General features: G+C 67.5%; 15 protein-coding genes. 9 read left to right on the top strand and 6 right to left on the bottom strand.

Annotated elements, in window-relative coordinates:
• Positions 1-5 precede the first annotated feature (5 nt).
• Positions 6-1,751, top strand: a complete 1,746-nt coding sequence (locus QX204_RS12120) for a 2-isopropylmalate synthase (protein ID WP_301906802.1) — start codon at positions 6-8, stop codon at positions 1,749-1,751.
• 48 nt (positions 1,752-1,799) lie between these two features.
• Here the strand turns inward: QX204_RS12120 and QX204_RS12125 are convergent, their stop codons facing one another.
• Entirely contained in the window at positions 1,800-2,060 is a 261-nt protein-coding gene (locus QX204_RS12125; protein ID WP_301906803.1) for a hypothetical protein, read from the bottom strand.
• 275 nt (positions 2,061-2,335) lie between these two features.
• Here QX204_RS12125 and QX204_RS12130 point away from each other — a divergent pair, with 275 nt between their 5' ends.
• On the top strand, positions 2,336-2,848 hold the full coding sequence (locus QX204_RS12130; protein ID WP_301906804.1) for a hypothetical protein: 513 nt from the start codon (positions 2,336-2,338) through the stop codon (positions 2,846-2,848).
• A 25-nt stretch (positions 2,849-2,873) separates the two neighbouring features.
• On the opposite strand, the gene QX204_RS12135 is transcribed toward QX204_RS12130, so the two are convergent.
• Positions 2,874-3,881 carry a YeiH family protein gene (locus QX204_RS12135; RefSeq protein WP_301906806.1) on the bottom strand — a complete coding sequence of 336 codons (1,008 nt, stop codon included), beginning with the start codon at positions 3,879-3,881 and terminating at the stop codon, positions 2,874-2,876.
• 107 nt (positions 3,882-3,988) lie between these two features.
• Here QX204_RS12135 and QX204_RS12140 point away from each other — a divergent pair, with 107 nt between their 5' ends.
• The 3 genes from QX204_RS12140 (at position 3,989) to QX204_RS12150 (ending at position 6,557) form a co-directional block, all read left to right on the top strand.
• Positions 3,989-4,594, top strand: coding sequence for a YdcF family protein (locus QX204_RS12140; protein WP_301906807.1), 606 nt, complete (start codon positions 3,989-3,991; stop codon positions 4,592-4,594).
• 36 nt (positions 4,595-4,630) lie between these two features.
• The gene (locus QX204_RS12145) at positions 4,631-5,605 is read left to right on the top strand and encodes a LysR substrate-binding domain-containing protein (RefSeq protein WP_301906808.1); all 975 of its coding nucleotides are present in this window, start codon (positions 4,631-4,633) and stop codon (positions 5,603-5,605) included.
• Between the two features lie 124 nt (positions 5,606-5,729).
• Positions 5,730-6,557: an IclR family transcriptional regulator gene (locus QX204_RS12150; RefSeq protein WP_301906809.1), complete on the top strand. Its 828-nt coding sequence runs from the start codon at positions 5,730-5,732 to the stop codon at positions 6,555-6,557.
• On the opposite strand, the gene QX204_RS12155 is transcribed toward QX204_RS12150, so the two are convergent.
• Complete coding sequence (locus QX204_RS12155) at positions 6,554-8,242, bottom strand: FAD-binding dehydrogenase (RefSeq protein WP_301906810.1); 1,689 nt, start codon at positions 8,240-8,242, stop codon at positions 6,554-6,556. The genes QX204_RS12150 and QX204_RS12155 overlap by 4 nt on opposite strands.
• A 97-nt stretch (positions 8,243-8,339) precedes the next feature.
• Between QX204_RS12155 and QX204_RS12160 the strand changes: the two genes are divergently transcribed.
• Together QX204_RS12160 and QX204_RS12165 are read left to right on the top strand one after the other, a co-directional pair.
• Positions 8,340-8,552 (top strand): hypothetical protein, encoded by a 213-nt coding sequence (locus tag QX204_RS12160; protein WP_301906811.1) that lies wholly within the window; start codon positions 8,340-8,342, stop codon positions 8,550-8,552.
• A gap of 183 nt (positions 8,553-8,735) precedes the next feature.
• Positions 8,736-9,389: a cutinase family protein gene (locus QX204_RS12165; protein ID WP_301906812.1), complete on the top strand. Its 654-nt coding sequence runs from the start codon at positions 8,736-8,738 to the stop codon at positions 9,387-9,389.
• Between the two features lie 6 nt (positions 9,390-9,395).
• Here the strand turns inward: QX204_RS12165 and QX204_RS12170 are convergent, their stop codons facing one another.
• Positions 9,396-9,998 (bottom strand): TetR/AcrR family transcriptional regulator, encoded by a 603-nt coding sequence (locus tag QX204_RS12170; protein WP_301906813.1) that lies wholly within the window; start codon positions 9,996-9,998, stop codon positions 9,396-9,398.
• A 149-nt stretch (positions 9,999-10,147) separates the two neighbouring features.
• Between QX204_RS12170 and QX204_RS12175 the strand changes: the two genes are divergently transcribed.
• Positions 10,148-11,374 (top strand): alkane 1-monooxygenase, encoded by a 1,227-nt coding sequence (locus QX204_RS12175; RefSeq protein WP_301906814.1) that lies wholly within the window; start codon positions 10,148-10,150, stop codon positions 11,372-11,374.
• Positions 11,375-11,386: 12 nt separating this feature from the next.
• Here QX204_RS12175 and QX204_RS12180 read toward each other — a convergent pair whose 3' ends face one another.
• Positions 11,387-11,887, bottom strand: coding sequence for a hypothetical protein (locus QX204_RS12180; protein WP_301906815.1), 501 nt, complete (start codon positions 11,885-11,887; stop codon positions 11,387-11,389).
• A 108-nt stretch (positions 11,888-11,995) separates the two neighbouring features.
• Between QX204_RS12180 and QX204_RS12185 the strand changes: the two genes are divergently transcribed.
• Entirely contained in the window at positions 11,996-12,880 is an 885-nt protein-coding gene (locus QX204_RS12185; RefSeq protein ID WP_301906816.1) for an NmrA family NAD(P)-binding protein, read from the top strand.
• A 55-nt stretch (positions 12,881-12,935) separates the two neighbouring features.
• Here QX204_RS12185 and QX204_RS12190 read toward each other — a convergent pair whose 3' ends face one another.
• Entirely contained in the window at positions 12,936-14,948 is a 2,013-nt protein-coding gene (locus QX204_RS12190) for an SDR family oxidoreductase (RefSeq protein WP_301906818.1), read from the bottom strand.
• Between the last annotated feature and the right edge of the window lie 79 nt (positions 14,949-15,027).

A 15,027-nucleotide genomic window follows, 5' to 3' on the forward strand; every position in this document is an offset into this window, starting at 1 on the left:
AAGTCATGACCGAATTCCCCACTCTGACCACCCCCTCGGGCGCTGTCGCCGACGGCGCGCCCGCGTGGAACCGGCAGCGCCACTCGGCGATGCCGTCGTACCGATACCGCGACATCCATCGACGCGTGGATGTCCCTGTCGGGCAACGTCACTGGCCCGACGCGAGAATGACCACCGCGCCCCTGTGGGTTCCCGTCGACCTGCGTGACGGCAACCAGGCGCTGGCCGAACCGATGGACCCGGCTCGCAAGCGCCGGTTCTTCGAGCTGCTGATCGCCATGGGTTACAAGGAGATCGAGGTCGGCTACCCGTCCGCCTCGCAGACCGACTTCGATTTCGTGCGACTGCTGGTCGACACCCCGATCGCCCCGCCGGACGTGGCCATCGTCGTGTTCACCCCGGCGCGTCGTGACCTGATCGAACGGACGGTCGAGTCGGTGCGCGGTATCACCAACGAGGTGGTGATCCACCTGTACACCGCTACCGCGCCGGTCTGGCGTGCGGTGGTCCTCGGCAAGGATCGCGCGCAACTGCGCGAGTTGATCCTCGCCGGTGCTCGCGACGTCCTGGAACTGGCGGGCGAGCTGGCGAACGTGCGGTTCCAGTTCTCGCCGGAAGTGTTCAACCTGACCGAACCGGATTTCGCCCTCGAGATCTGCGACGCCGTCACCGAGCTGTGGCAGGCGACCCCGCAGCGGCCGGTGACGCTGAATCTGCCTGCGACAGTGGAGGTCGCGACCCCGAACATCTATGCCGACCAGATCGAATACATGCACCGCAACCTGGCTCGCCGCGACGGCGTGATCCTGTCGGTGCACCCGCACAACGACCGGGGGACCGGCATCGCCTGCGCCGAACTGGCCGTGCTGGCCGGCGCGCAACGCGTGGAGGGCTGCGTCTTCGGCAACGGTGAACGTACCGGCAACGTCGACATCGCCACCCTGGCCCTGAACCTGCACGCCCAGGGCGTGGACCCGATGATCGACTTCTCCGATATCGACGAGATCCGCCGCACCGTCGAGCACTGCACCCGCCTGCCCGTCCACGACCGACATCCGTACGTAGGCGATCTCGTCCACACCGCGTTCTCCGGCACCCACCAGGACGCGATCGGCAAGGGCATGGCCGAGCATCGCCGGCGGGCAGCGGCCGAGGGCATCGGCGAACGCGAATCCCAATGGCAGGTGCCGTATCTGCCGATCGACCCCGCCGACCTCGGCCGCTCCTACGATGCCGTGATCCGGGTCAACTCACAGTCCGGCAAGGGCGGCATCGCCTACCTGCTGCACACCGAATACCGGCTGGACCTGCCGCGCCGTCTGCAGATCGACCTGGCGAAGCGGGTCCAAGAACACGCCGACGAGACCGGTGCGGAGATCACCGCCAAGGAACTGTTCACGCTGTTCGAGCAGGCCTACACCGCCCCCGAACATCGAATCGCGCTGGTGCGCTGGGAGATCGCCGACGGCACCACCGAGATCGTCCTCGACGCGCACGGCGACCAACAGCGCTCGGTACACCGCAGCGTGGGCCCGGTCGAGGCACTGACCGCCGCCCTCGCCGAGGCGGGCCACCCCATCGAGATCCTCGGCCTGATCCAGCATTCGGTGGACGAAGGCGCCGACAGCACTGCCGTGAGCTACGTCGAATACCGTGCGGGGGGCCGCACCGGGTGGGCATTCGGCCGTGACACCTCGGTCGTGGCGGCCTCGCTGGAAGCGGTGCTGAACGCCGTCAACGCGACGGGATAGGACTATCGGGGCAGTCGCACCGTCGGCTGCCCCGCGTCGCCGGGCCAGTCAGTCCGCGTCGCCCTCGCACCAGTCGTCGAACGCGTCGAACTCCGCCTCGTACTGGGGCGGAATCGAGTCCTCGACGGCATCCTCGATCGGGTCCCAGATCGCATTGCACCCCTCGGGTGCGGGCGGCCACGACTCGATGTATCCGACCAACGGCGACGAGGGCGGCTCGGCTTCTTCGGCCGCTGCGACACCGGCGGTGACCAGGGTCAACGCCGCGGCGGCACCCGCCGTGGCGATGATCCGGCAAACATTGTTCATGACATCCTCCTGTCCGCGCCGACATGTGATGTCCAGCAATCCTAGCTCCGCACGACCGCGTGTCGGGGTAGCCGCGGGCTCAGACGGCGATGTCTGCGCACGGTGAACGCGCCGGTGGGTTCGCATCGCTGCGCGAAGCGGTTGAGCTGCAATTGGATTCACCCGCACGTAAAGTCGCGGGGTTGTAGATATACCGCGTGTGGCGGGGGATGGGGTGCGACGTGGAAATTGCCGAAGTCGATCGTGTCGAGGTCGATACCGAGGTGTGGGGAATCTTGGTGATCGAACGCTCCGAGGGGAGGGTTCGGACATTCCTGGCATCGAACACGGAGGTCTCGGTCGTCATCGAGCGCAGAGGGCCTCGGACACGCGAACGATGTCACCTCGGTAGCCGGGATGCGTCAGCGGTCGCCGCGACCTCGAATGGTCGTGTTCTTTCGCTGGACATCGGACGGGGAAAGCTTCTGAAGCGCAGCTACCGCGTCACCGTGATGATCGACGGCCGTCACCTCAGCCTGCGCCCCAAGGACCTCGAGACGGCCACGTTCGTGAACGGAAAGCCGTCCGAGGTCGAGAACGACTTCGGTGAGCTGACGCTGAAGGCAGATGGGACCGTCGACGTGTTCTGGACGTTGCCGACGAAGGTTCTCCATCGGACGATCGAGCCACCCGTGCCCACCTCGGAGGACGTACTCATCGGCTACGCCCTTGCTGCGGCGTTCGGAACCGGGGCCCTGTCGCTCACCGAGATCCTCATCGGATTCGTCGCCGAGGCGATACCCGGTTGAGCCGACGATGGCGACATCACCACCGTCAGCACCACCCGGTCAGGTACATCAAGCCGAGGCTGGTTGTGCCGAGGATGAGGCCGAGGGTGCCGCCGAGGATCAGGGGGCGCGGACCCGCGGTGCGCAGGCGGGCCAGGCTCAGGGAGGTGCCGATGGCGGCGAGGACGGCGGCGATGAGCCAGCCGCTGAGGTCGGCCAGTGGTGCGGTCAGTTCGGCCGGGACGATGCCGAGGCCCGCGATGACGGAGGCGGCCAGGAACAGGATCACGAAGAGCGGGACCGCCTGACGCAGCGAGGGCTGGGGTAGATCGGTCACCTCGGCGATGTGGCGGCGGCCGACGTGCAGGCCGACACAGAGCGGGATGATGGCGAGGCTGCGCACCATTTTCACGATGACCGCGAACTGGGCCGCGCCGGCGCCGAAGATGACACCCGCGGCCAAGACGGACGACGTGTCGTTGATCGCGGTGCCCGCCCACAGTCCGAAGGCCTCCTGCGACAGGCCGAGAGCGCGACCCATCGGCGGATACACCAGCACCGCTGTGACATTGAAGACGAAGATGGTGCACAGGGCGTAGGCGACCCGTTGCTTGTCGGGCCGCAGGACCGCGGTGGCCGCGGCGATCGCGGACGCACCGCAGATCGTGGTGCCCACGGCGATGAGGGTCGCGGACTCCTTGTCCACCGCCAGCATCCGTCCGACGAAGAACGCCGCCACCCCGCCGACGAACAGCGTCCCGAGCAGCACCACCGCCGTCTCGCGCCCCACACTCATGACCGACCCCAGCGGGAGGCCGAGCCCCAGCAGCACGATCGCCAGCCCGAGCAAGCGCTGGCGGGCGACATCGAGCCCGGGGCCGAACGTCTCGCCCGTCACGTCCTTGCGACGCAGCACCATCCCGGCGATGGCGCCCGCGCCGAGCGCGAGCACTGGGGTGCCGATCATCGGCAGCGCCTTGCCGAACGGCGTGGCCACGGTAGCCAGGAGTGCGGCGAGGATCAGGCCGGGGGCGAGAGCGGGTGCGCGGTTCACTCCTTCACCCTCGTGCCACCGAGGACTCCGAGGTAGAGCCCGAATTCGCAGGTGGTCATAATTTGTGCTTATGGCCTTGCCGAGAGGGTGTGTGGTTTCCTGGAGACGTGCGGAAACGAACCCGGCTGACTGTCGCCACCGGTGTCGGATTGATGCTGTGGGGTGAATGGGCGAATCGTCGCGCGTCCCGTCGGGGCGTCGGCCCCCCGCGCTCCGGGTCGGAGGCCGTCGTGGTCCTCGGGTACCGCAACGCCGGCCCGCGCGCCAACAGCATGAACCGCTGGCGAGTGCGCGCCGGACTGCGATCGATCGATCCGAGCGCGACCGGGACTCGCCTCGTGCTGTGCGGGGGCGCCTGCGCGGGTCCACAGACCGAGGCGGCGCTGATGGGGCGCTACGCCGTGGAAACGTGTGGCTACGACGGCGAGCTCGTCCTGGAGGAATCGAGCCGATCCACCTGGGAGAACATCGCTTTCGCGATCCCGTACCTGAAGGATGTCGACCGGATCAAGATCGTCTCACTGCCCACCCACGCCGAGACCGCCCGCGCTTACCTCGCGGAACAGAGCCCGGAACTGGCCGTCCGCCTCGTCCCCGGACAGGAGTACCGGTTCGGCGAATGGATGCCGCTCAAACCGGTGTTCGCCCTCTACGGGGTGGCCAAGAAGCTGGGCCGCCGATTCGGCCCGGAACACGGCGGCGACGGTGCCTGATGTGGTGGCGCGCCGCCGGTCACCCATAATCGGGCCATGACGCTGCCACCCGGAACCCCCGACCTGGAGGTCCTCGATCTCCTCGTGTCGGTGGCCGAGCTGGGCAGCCTGGGTGCGGCCGCGCGCAGGCACGGGATCAGCCAGCCCGCCGCGAGCATGCGGATCAGCGCGCTGGAACGGCGCATGCACGTGAAGCTGCTCGACCGTGCGCCGACGGGTTCCGAACTCACCGACGCGGGTCGCGCCGTCGTCGCCCACGCGCGCATCGTCCTGGCCGCCGTCGAAGACCTGGTAGGCGATGTCGCCCGGCTGCGCGCCGCACAAGCCCCACGCCTGCGCATCGCCGCCTCCAAGACCATCGCCGACCACCGCATTCCCCACTGGCTCGCCGCCCTGCGCGCCGATCACCCCGAAGTCGTGATCTCGCTCGAAGTCGAGAACTCGACACAGGTCGCGGGCCTCGTGCGCGACGGCACCGCCGATCTGGGATTCGTGGAAGGTCCGCATCCACCGGCCGGACTCGGCAGCCGAGTGCTCGGCGCCGACGACCTGGTCGTCGTCGTGGCCCCGAATCATCCCTGGGCGCAACGCAAGACCCCCGTCACGCTGACCGAACTGGCAGGCACCGCCCTGCTGTGGCGCGAACCCGGTTCGGGCACCCGTGACACCGTATGGGACCTGCTGGCCACGGCGGCACCCCCAGCCGGTCCCGCCGCCGAACTCGGCTCGACCGGTGCGATCGTGGCCGCGGCCCGAACGGGCATGGCTCCGGCGGTCCTGAGCCGCTTGATCGCCGCACCGGACCTCGCCACCGGCACCCTGGTGGAGGTCTCTTCGGCCGACTCGGCTCGCCTGACCCGCAAATTCCGCGCCATCTGGCGCCGCAACACCCCACCGTCGGGCCCCGGCGAACTCCTCGTCGACCGGGCCGCGCGTCTCGAGATCGCCCGTGGCGTCGTGGTGGGACTTCCCGAGGACGCCGCATCGGCACAGGTGGAGGGTCCGCAGTAGTGCCTCGCCCGCTCCACGTGACGCCGATCAGTCCGGCATCGGCCCGAGTTCGCGGCGAAATAGTGCGTGAGCGGAGCTGACGGCTCTAGTCTGTTATCGCTACGCACTGTGGAGGTTGGATCAAATGACGGTCGAGATCGTGACCGAGCCGGCGCCGGAAAGCCTGTGGTCCGGGCCGGGCCGGGCGACCGGAACACCGCCGACGTCGATGATCGAGCGGATGACGCTCATCCTGGACGCGTTCGACTCCGCCACCCCCACCCTGACGCTGCTCGGGCTCGCAGAACGCACCGGGCTGCCGCGCTCGACCGTGCATCGCATCCTCGACCAGATGATCCGGCTGCGCTGGCTCGCGCACACCCCCGGCGGCTACCGACTGGGTCTGCGGGTGCTCGAACTCGGCGGGCTCGCGGCCGAGCAGAACGAACTGCGCGAAGTGGTGGGGCCGCTGCTCTACGAACTCAGTCAGCGCACCGGGCTGGTCGGTCACCTCGCGGTGCTGGACGGGCGCGAGGTGTTGTTCCTCGATCGTTCGGGTGGCCGGGGCGGGGTGGTCATCCCCACCCGCGTCGGGGGCAGACTGCCCGCGCACTCCACCGCGGTCGGCAAGGCGCTGCTGGCCACGCTGGAGCCCGGCATCGCGGAAGCCTCACTGCGTGGCAACGCCGTGGCGCGGACCGCGCGCACGATCGTCGACCGGGCCGAACTGCACCGCGAACTCGCCCGCATCCGCAACCGCCAGGGCGTGGCCGTCGACACCGAGGAATCACTGCCGGGCGTCGGCTGCGTCGCGGTGCCGATTCGCGGCCGCAGCGTCGCGGTGGCGGCGATCTCGCTGTCGGGGACGGTCAAGGGCGAGCGCACGGCACTCGACACCGCACGGCTGGCCCGCGCGCTCGCCGAGGTGGCCAAGGAAGCCTCGCGCACCCTGGCCCCCCGGCACCCGCACTAGGACCTGCGCCGCGCGATCGCCCGACCCGCCGCGCGACCGGAGAAGATGCACCCGCCGAGGAACGTGCCCTCCAACGCGTTGTAACCATGCACGCCGCCACCGCCGAATCCGGCGACCTCACCGGCGGAATACAGGCCGGGGAACACCGAGCCGTCCGGGCGAAGTACCTGCGAATCCAGATCGGTCTGCAGTCCGCCCAGCGTCTTGCGGGTGAGCACATTGAGGCGTACTGCGATGAGCGGGCCGTGGGCAGGGTCGAGAATGCGGTGCGGTTTGACGACGCGGACCTTGTCGCCGAGGAACTTGCGGGCGTTGTTGATCGCGATCACCTGCGCGTCCTTGGAGAACGCGTTCGCGACTTCACGGTCCCGGCCCACGATCTGGCGTTCGAGGGTGGCGACGTCGAGCTTCGGCCCGCGCGCGATCTCGTTCATGCCGTCGACGAGCTCGGCCAGCGAATCGGCGACCACGAAGTCGACACCGTGCTGCTTGAACGCTTCCACCGGGCCGGGCGCGCCCTTGGCGAGCCTGCTGCGCACGGTGAACTTCAAGTCCTTGCCGGTGATGTCGGGATTCTGTTCCGAACCCGACAGCGCGAACTCTTTCTCGATGATCGACTGGTTCAGGACGAACCATGAGTAGTCGTAGCCGGTCGACAGGATGTGGCGCATGGTCTCGTTGGTGTCGAAACCGGGGAAACACGGTGCGGGCATCCGGTTTCCGTTCGCGTCGAACCACAGCGACGACGGGCCGGGAATGATGCGGATGGCGTGGTCGGGCCAGATCGGATCCCAGTTGTTGATGCCTTCGGTGTAGTGCCACATCCGGTCGCGGTTGACCAGCGCCGCGCCCGCCTGCTCGGAGATGGCGAGCATCCGGCCGTCCACGTAGGCGGGAACACCGGAGATCATGGTCTCCGGGCACGGACCGAGACGTTCGGTGGGCCAGTTGCGGCGGATGAGGTCGTGAGCATGACCGATGCCGCCCGAACTCACCAGAACCGCCGGTGCCGAGAAGCTGAACTCGCCCACCACATCCCGGTTCGAAGCCTGGCCGCGCTCGGTGTCGGAGGGCGCGAGAACACTGCCGCCGACTCCGGTCACGGCGCCGTCTTCGACGATCAGCTCGTCGACGCGGTGGCGGAATGCGAAGCGCACCAACCCTTTCGCCTCACCGGCCAGGACCGGATCGCGGAAGACGCGAAGCACCTCGGGTCCGGTGCCCCAGGTGAGATGGAACCGTGGCACCGAGTTGCCGTGTCCGCCGGCGAGACCGCCGCCGCGCTCGGCCCAGCCGACCAGCGGGGTGAAGCGCAAACCCAAGGCGTGCAGGTAATCTCGCTTCTCGTCGGTGGCGAAGCGCACGTAGGCCTTCGCCCACTCGCGGCCCATCCGGTCCTCGTCCTCGCGGTCGAAACCGGCCGAACCCAGCCAATCCTGCAGTGCCAGTTCGTAGGAGTCCTTGATGCCCATCCTGCGCTGTTCGGGGCTGTCGACGACGAACAACCCACCCAGCGACCAGAACGCCTGCCCGCCGAGATTGGCGCGATTCTCCTGATCGAGGACCAACACCTTGCGTCCGGCGAGCACCAATTCGTGGGTGGCGACCAAGCCCGCCAGTCCGGCGCCGACGACGATCGCGTCGGGGGTGAAATCTTCGGTGGGCTCAGGCGCTGTGCTCGGCATGTCTGGAACGTAGCATTGGTTCGTCGGCGGGCGGGGAAAAGTCCTGGAAAACACCCTGACCAGCGACATTCCATTCGATGAAAGGCTCGACAAGTCCATGAACGTCCGAACCCGTACCGGCGCTGCCGTCCTCGCCCTCGCCGTTGTGGCCGGCCTCGGCGCCACCTCCTGCTCGAAGACGCGCTGGTGTGAGCGCGATCAGGGCGACGTTCTCGTCGCGGACTCCTATTGCGAACGTGGTGTCGCGGGCTACGAGTGGGAACCCGACCACGACAAGCCGAAGTACAAGAAGAAGCCCAAGAAGCACTGAGAATCGGCAGCGGTGTTGTGGCGCAGGCGATCCGAGATACAACCGTGGCGCAGCCGATGCTGATTTCGCGCCATGAAGATGCAGGTCAGCGGGTATTCCACCACTGAGCACGCCGAATGCTGTTGGGCAGGAGGCGAATCGCTCTTTCTCTATTTCTCACAACGGCGTGAGTGGGTGGGCACGATGACCAATCGGAAGGCAATTCGTATCGTCGCGAGGCAGACAGCGCGAGCGCTGTCGGTGTTGCTACTGGCTGCGGGAATCGGGACAGCGATGTCCCCGGGACTGACGGCATGGGCGCAGAGCTGCGCCACGCTCGATGTCGTCGTCGCCCGCGGCACAGCGGAACCCGGCTATCTGGGAGCCGTTATCGGTGACCCGCTCTACGCGGTACTGAGCGCGCAACTACCGGTGGACACGACCGCCCACCGCGTCGAGTACCCAGCCGATCTGCTGGTCCCGACCTCGATGATCGATGGCACTCGGGCGATGGTCGGCCATGTGATCGACCAGGCCGCTGCCTGCCCCGAGCAGCGCTTCGTCCTCGTCGGCTACTCCCAGGGCGCGGTGGTCGCCCACGGCGCCCTCGGCTCCGTGTGGCTGCCCGGTGCGTGGGTCCTGCCCCCCGAACTGTCCTCGCGCGTCGTCGCGGTTCTGCTGTTCGGCGACCCGCTGCGACTCGTCGGCGTGCCGGTAGCGCCGTTGTACGCCGACCGCACCGCGAACTATTGCGCCGCAGGCGATCCGGTGTGCGCGGGCGGGATCTTCCCGGCCGCGCACGGCAGATACGAGTGGGCGTTCGCGGCCGCGAACGGACAGGTGAACGCGCGGTTGTGAGCCGCCTCAGGCGGCGGGCATGACCCCGGACAGGACAGCGCCGATCTGCGCCACCGCGCGATCGGCGCTTCCTGTCGGCTGGAACAGGTGACTCAGCGTGAGCCGGACCATGATCTCCACGATCGAGATCAGCTCGTCGTCGGTCATGGCGGCGAATTCGTACTGCTCGCGCACCGTGGCGGTGAGTGCGGCCACCGCCCGGCCGAGGACCGGTTCGGGGTCGCTCACCAGGGCGGGCAGCAGAGCGGTGTCGCCGTTTTGGCGAGCCGACAGCACAGCCTTGATCAGGGTGTTGTCGCCTGCCGTACGCAGCGTGTACTCGGCGGCCGCTGTCATGCCGGCGAGCGGATCGGCCGGGTGTTCGGCCAGCGTCTCGGCGATCCCGGCCAGGTAGATGCCGGTCTCGCGCTCGATGAGCGCCTCCGCGAGTGCCTGCTTGGTGCCGATCTCCTTGTAGAGGACCGGCCTGCTGATGCCGACCTCCTTGGCCACCCGCGACATGTTGACCGCACCCCAACCCTCGGTGACGACCATCGTGCGCGCGGCGTCGATCATCCGGTCGCGCAGCAGCTGGCGCATTTCTGCCTGAAAGTTCGGTGGTTCGGCCACGTGATCATCGTACATGTGTTAGCCGATGTGCTCGATCATTGACAGCATTCTGATCTGTGTATCCAATGAGAACAGTTTGGGCTAATGTGTAAACGAAGGCGACTTCGGGCGAGTAGGTGTCCGAAGTCTCGGTGATCAGGAGAACGACAATGACGACGTCTCGAATCGGCGACCACGAAGCGTCCGCCGCACCGCCGCACTGGCGAGATCCCAAGCGCTACCTGTGGCTGTTCGGCCTCATCGCGCCCAGCGCGACACTGCTGGCAAGTGGTTTCGTCTGGGTCTTCAACCGGCTCGGCTGGCAGGTCGCCGCGCCCGTGTGGTGGTGGCTCGGGCCGATCCTGTTGTACGTGCTGCTACCGATCCTGGACCGGTTCTTCGGGGCCGACGGTGAGAACCCGCCCGAGGAGGTGATGGAGCAGCTGGAGAACGACAAGTACTACCGCTACTGCACCTACGCCTACATTCCGCTGCAACTGTTCAGCCTCGTGTTCGCCTGCTACCTGTGGACCGCGGACAACCTGTCCTGGCTCGGCATCGACGGCGGACTCGGTCTGGTCTCCAAGATCGGACTGGCTTTCACCATCGGCGCGATGGGCGGCATCGGCATCAACACCGCGCACGAACTCGGCCACAAGAAAGACGAACTCGAGCGGTGGCTGTCGAAGATCACCCTGGCCCAGACCCTCTACGGACACTTCTACATCGAGCACAATCGCGGCCATCACGTGCGTGTCGCGACGCCGGAGGATCCGGCCAGCGCCCGGTTCGGCGAGTCGTTCTGGACCTTCCTGCCTCGCAGCGTGTGGGGCAGCCTCACGTCCGCGTGGGAGCTGGAAAGCGCACGTCTGCGGCGGCTGGACAAGAGCCCGTTCTCACTGCGCAACGACGTGCTCAACGCCTGGCTCATGTCGGTCGTGCTGTGGGTGGCGTTGGTCGCGGTGTTCGGTCCGTCGATTCTGCCGTTCCTACTGATCCAGGCGATCTACGGATTCTCCCTGCTGGAGACGGTGAACTACCTCGAGCACTACGGTCTGCTGCGACAGAAGACCGCCTCGGGCCGCTACGAGCGCTGCACCCCCGAGCACAGCTGGAACTCCGACCACATCGTCACCAATATCTTTCTCTACCACCTGCAGCGGCACAGCGACCACCACGCCAATCCCACTCGCCGCTACCAGATCCTGCGCAGCATGGACGGCGCGCCCGAGCTGCCGAGCGGCTACGCGAGCCTGATCGGCCTGGCGTACGTGACTCCGTTGTGGCGCAAGGTGATGGACCATCGCGTCCTCGCCCACTACAGCGGCGACATCACCCGGGTGAACATCCAGCCCGGCAAGCGGGCGAAGGTCCTGGCGAAGTACGGAGTGAACTGATGGCCTAGGTAGCTAGCGCCCGTCCTTCTTGGCTTGGCGCCGTGCCCCCGCGGCGATGCTCGAGGCCTCGTACTTCTTTCGGCCGGAGGACTCGCGGGTGGCATCGGTGCGCGTTTTCCCCGCGGAGCGCACCTTCCCGTCGCTGGTGTCGATGTCGCTGAACGATGGCGCATCCTTGCGGGCGCGAGCGAGTCTTTCGTCCTTCAACTTGCGGGCATTGCGCTTCGAGGCCGTGGCCAACTGGCGGCTCACCCTGCTGAGCGCGCCTTCGAAGACTTCCGCTTTGCCCGCGTTGCGGGTGTTCGCCGCTTTTCCGGCGCCCCGCGCGCCTTTTGCTTCGACCTTGGCCGCGCCGGATTGGCGATACAACTTGACGAATTTGTTGCGCGCACGTCGTACCCGAGTGTGCAGCCGGATCAGCGCCTCTTCGTCGAGATCGACCATTTGCCGTTTCTTTGTACTGCGAATCAGGACGTATTCGTCTTCGGACAAGGAGTTCAGCAACTTCGACATGTCGACTCCGATCTACCCGAGGGGCACCGTAGGAAGTCAGTGTAGTCCTACAGATCGGTGGTCTATCGCGGTCAGGAATTGGCCGCGTTGGGTTCTAGCGTGGCATTTATGGGACTTCGACAGGGTGAAAAGCGAATTGTCGTCACCACGCCGATGGGGCATGTGGGTGCTCGGGTGGTGCAGTTACTGGTGCAGGCGGGGGTTCGGCCGACCGTGCTGATGCGCGATCCCGGGCGGCTCGATCCCGCGATACGGGGATCGGTCGATGTCGCGCGGGTTGATCAGGGAGACGCGGATGCGGTGGTGCGCGCTACCGAAGGCGCTGATCGGTTGTTCTGGGTCGACCCGCCTGCCCTCGTGGACGGTGATCCGGTGGCGGGATACGCGCGGATGGGCGCGTCGGCGGCGCGCGCTGTCGTGGAGAACGGAATCGAGGCGACGGTGTTTCTCAGCAGCGGGGGCGCGGAGAAGCGGGGTGGGGCCGGCGAGATCGACGGGTTGGCGCGAACCGAGGAGTTGCTCGACGCGACCGGCGCGACTGTGACCCACCTGCGGTGCGGCTATTTCTTCACCAACCTGCTGCCCCAGCTCGACGAGATCCGGGCAGGCACACTGTCCACACCGTGGCCGTTGGACCATGCGATGGCCTGGGTGGACCCACGCGACATCGGCGAGGTCGCTGCCGCCCGGCTCCTGTCGGACGCGTGGTCGGGGCGTGTCGTCCAGGCGGTGCACGGACCGCGGGATCTGACCTTCACCGAGGTCGCCGAGATTCTCGGTCGCCAGCTGGGGCATGCGGTCACCCCGATCCACCTCGCCGACAACGAGTTCCGCGACGCACTGCGATCGGCCGGCCTCGGGCAGGGGCAGATCGACGGCATCGCGGGGATGTCGGCGGGACTGAGTTCCGGTTTCGTCCCGGAGAACCCGCGCACAGCGCTCACCACCACGCCGACAACTCTCGCCGCCTGGGCGAGCACCGCCCTGCGATGAACAGAACCGGCCGGTCACGACAAGCATCGTGACCGGCCGGGCGTTCAGTGTTGTGTTACCAGTGCACGCCGGGAAGGACCCGGCTCATACGGGCCGCGGAGTGCGGCATCACCATGAGCGGCGCCAGGACCGGGCCGAGCACGGTGAGAGCGTTGCGTGTCGGTTCGGCGGGCTCGGTGACCACCTGCGGAGTCGACTTTCCCTGTGCCGCGGTGGATTCACCGAAGAAGCGGAAGCCGGTGTGCAGGATCGTGCGCTTGAGCGACGGGAGGAACATCTCGACCGCCTGGGCGAAGGTGCCCACGGGGGTGTCGATGCGATCGGGGCGCTCCAACAGCGCCCGAACCACGATTTCGGCTGCCCGGTCCGGGTCCGGCAGCGGCAGGGATCGGTAGATCTCGGTCGGAGCGATCATCGGAGTACGGACCAGTGGCATCCGGATAGAGGTGAAAGTGACTCCGTCGCCTTGGTTCTCGACCGCGGCGATATCGCTGAAGTTGTCCAGTGCGGACTTGCTCGCCGCGTAGGCGGCGAAGCGGGGGACCTTGGTCTGCACGGCGATGGAGGAGATGTTGACGATATGGCCGAAGTGGCGTTCGCGCATCGACGGGAGCAACCCCAGGATGAGGCGCACGGCACCGAAGTAGTTGACCGCCATGGTGCGTTCGAAGTCGTGCATGCGGTCCACCGAGTTGGCCACCGAGCGGCGGATGGAGCGGCCCGCGTTGTTGATCAGGTAATCGACGTGGTGGTGTTCGGTCAGCACGGTCTTCACGAGCAGGTCGACCGACTCCGCGTCGGTGATGTCGCAGGGGTAGGCGAAGGCGGTGCCGCCCTCGGCCCGCACGGATTCCGCTGCGGCCGTGAGGTCTTCGATGCCACGGGCGATCATCAGCACGATCGCGCCACGGCGGGCGACGGCATGGGCGGTGGCCAGGCCGATCCCCGAGGACGCCCCGGTGATCAGCACCGTGCGCCCCGAGAGCGGGTGCGCGTCGGCGGCGGGACGACCGCGGTGCGGGTCCAGGTTGGCGCGCCAGAAATTCCAGAGGCGCGCGGCGTAGGTATCGAACGCGGGCACGGTGAGACCGGGCAGTTGCGCCCGGGTGGAATCGGCGACGAACTCGGCGGTGAAACCGACATGCGGGGCGACCTCGGCCGGAATGCCCGCCTGCTCGAACAGGAAGTCGCGCACCGCGTTGGCGCCGGGGACGTGCCCGAGCCCGTTCAACGCACGGGCGCTGCCCGGCACGGTGCCGATCCCGACGGGACCGCCCGCGGCGGTGGCCAGCGCGCGGTAGATCTCCCCGAACGGCTGCGGACGCGGGTTGACCAGGTGGAACGTGCGCCCATCCAGACCCTCGCGCCGTACCAGCCGCACCATCGCCTCGGAGACGTAATCGACCGGTACCACGTTGGTCGCGCCCAGATCGGGCAGCGGCAGCGGCAGTTCGGACGGCAGGGTGGCCAGCGTCGAGATGGCGGAGAAGAAGTAGTAGGGGCCGTCGATCTTGTCCATCTCGCCGGTCCGTGAATCGCCGACCACGATCGCCGGGCGATACACCCGCCAGCGCAGGTCGGTGGCCTCGCGTACGAGCTTCTCGGCCGCGAACTTGGTGCGGTGATACGGCGAGGTCAGGTTCTGGCCGAGGTCGAAATCCTCCTCGAAGAACTTGCCGCGGTGATCGCCCGCCACCGCCACCGACGACACGTGGTGCAGGGTGGCGTCGAGGCTGCGAGCCAACTCGATCACCGAGCGAGTGCCCGCGACATTGGCCGCGTGGGCGGTCTCCTCGTCGGCGGTCATGTCGTAGACAGCGCCCAGGTGCAGCACGTGATCGGCACGCGGCGCACCGTCGCCGAGACCGAGACCCTCGGCGGTCAGGTCTCCGACCAGCGCGAACACGCGATCGCTGTCGGGATTCTCCGCATTGTGCACGGTGAACTTGGTCAGGGACTCGGGGCGCACCAGGACGTGCACGATCGCGGTGGGGTCGGCTGCGAGCAGCCCCCGCACCACACGCCGACCCAGAAATCCGGTACCGCCTGTCACGATGTAGGAAACCATCGCTCCTCCTGAAAATCTCGAAACACGGTGTCGCGCAACAGTGATCGGCATGCGGCGGTGAATGCGAAATCAACGGTTG

It is taken from the genome of Nocardia sp. PE-7, from assembly GCF_030486425.1.
Taxonomy (GTDB): Bacteria; Actinomycetota; Actinomycetes; order Mycobacteriales; family Mycobacteriaceae; genus Nocardia; species Nocardia salmonicida_A.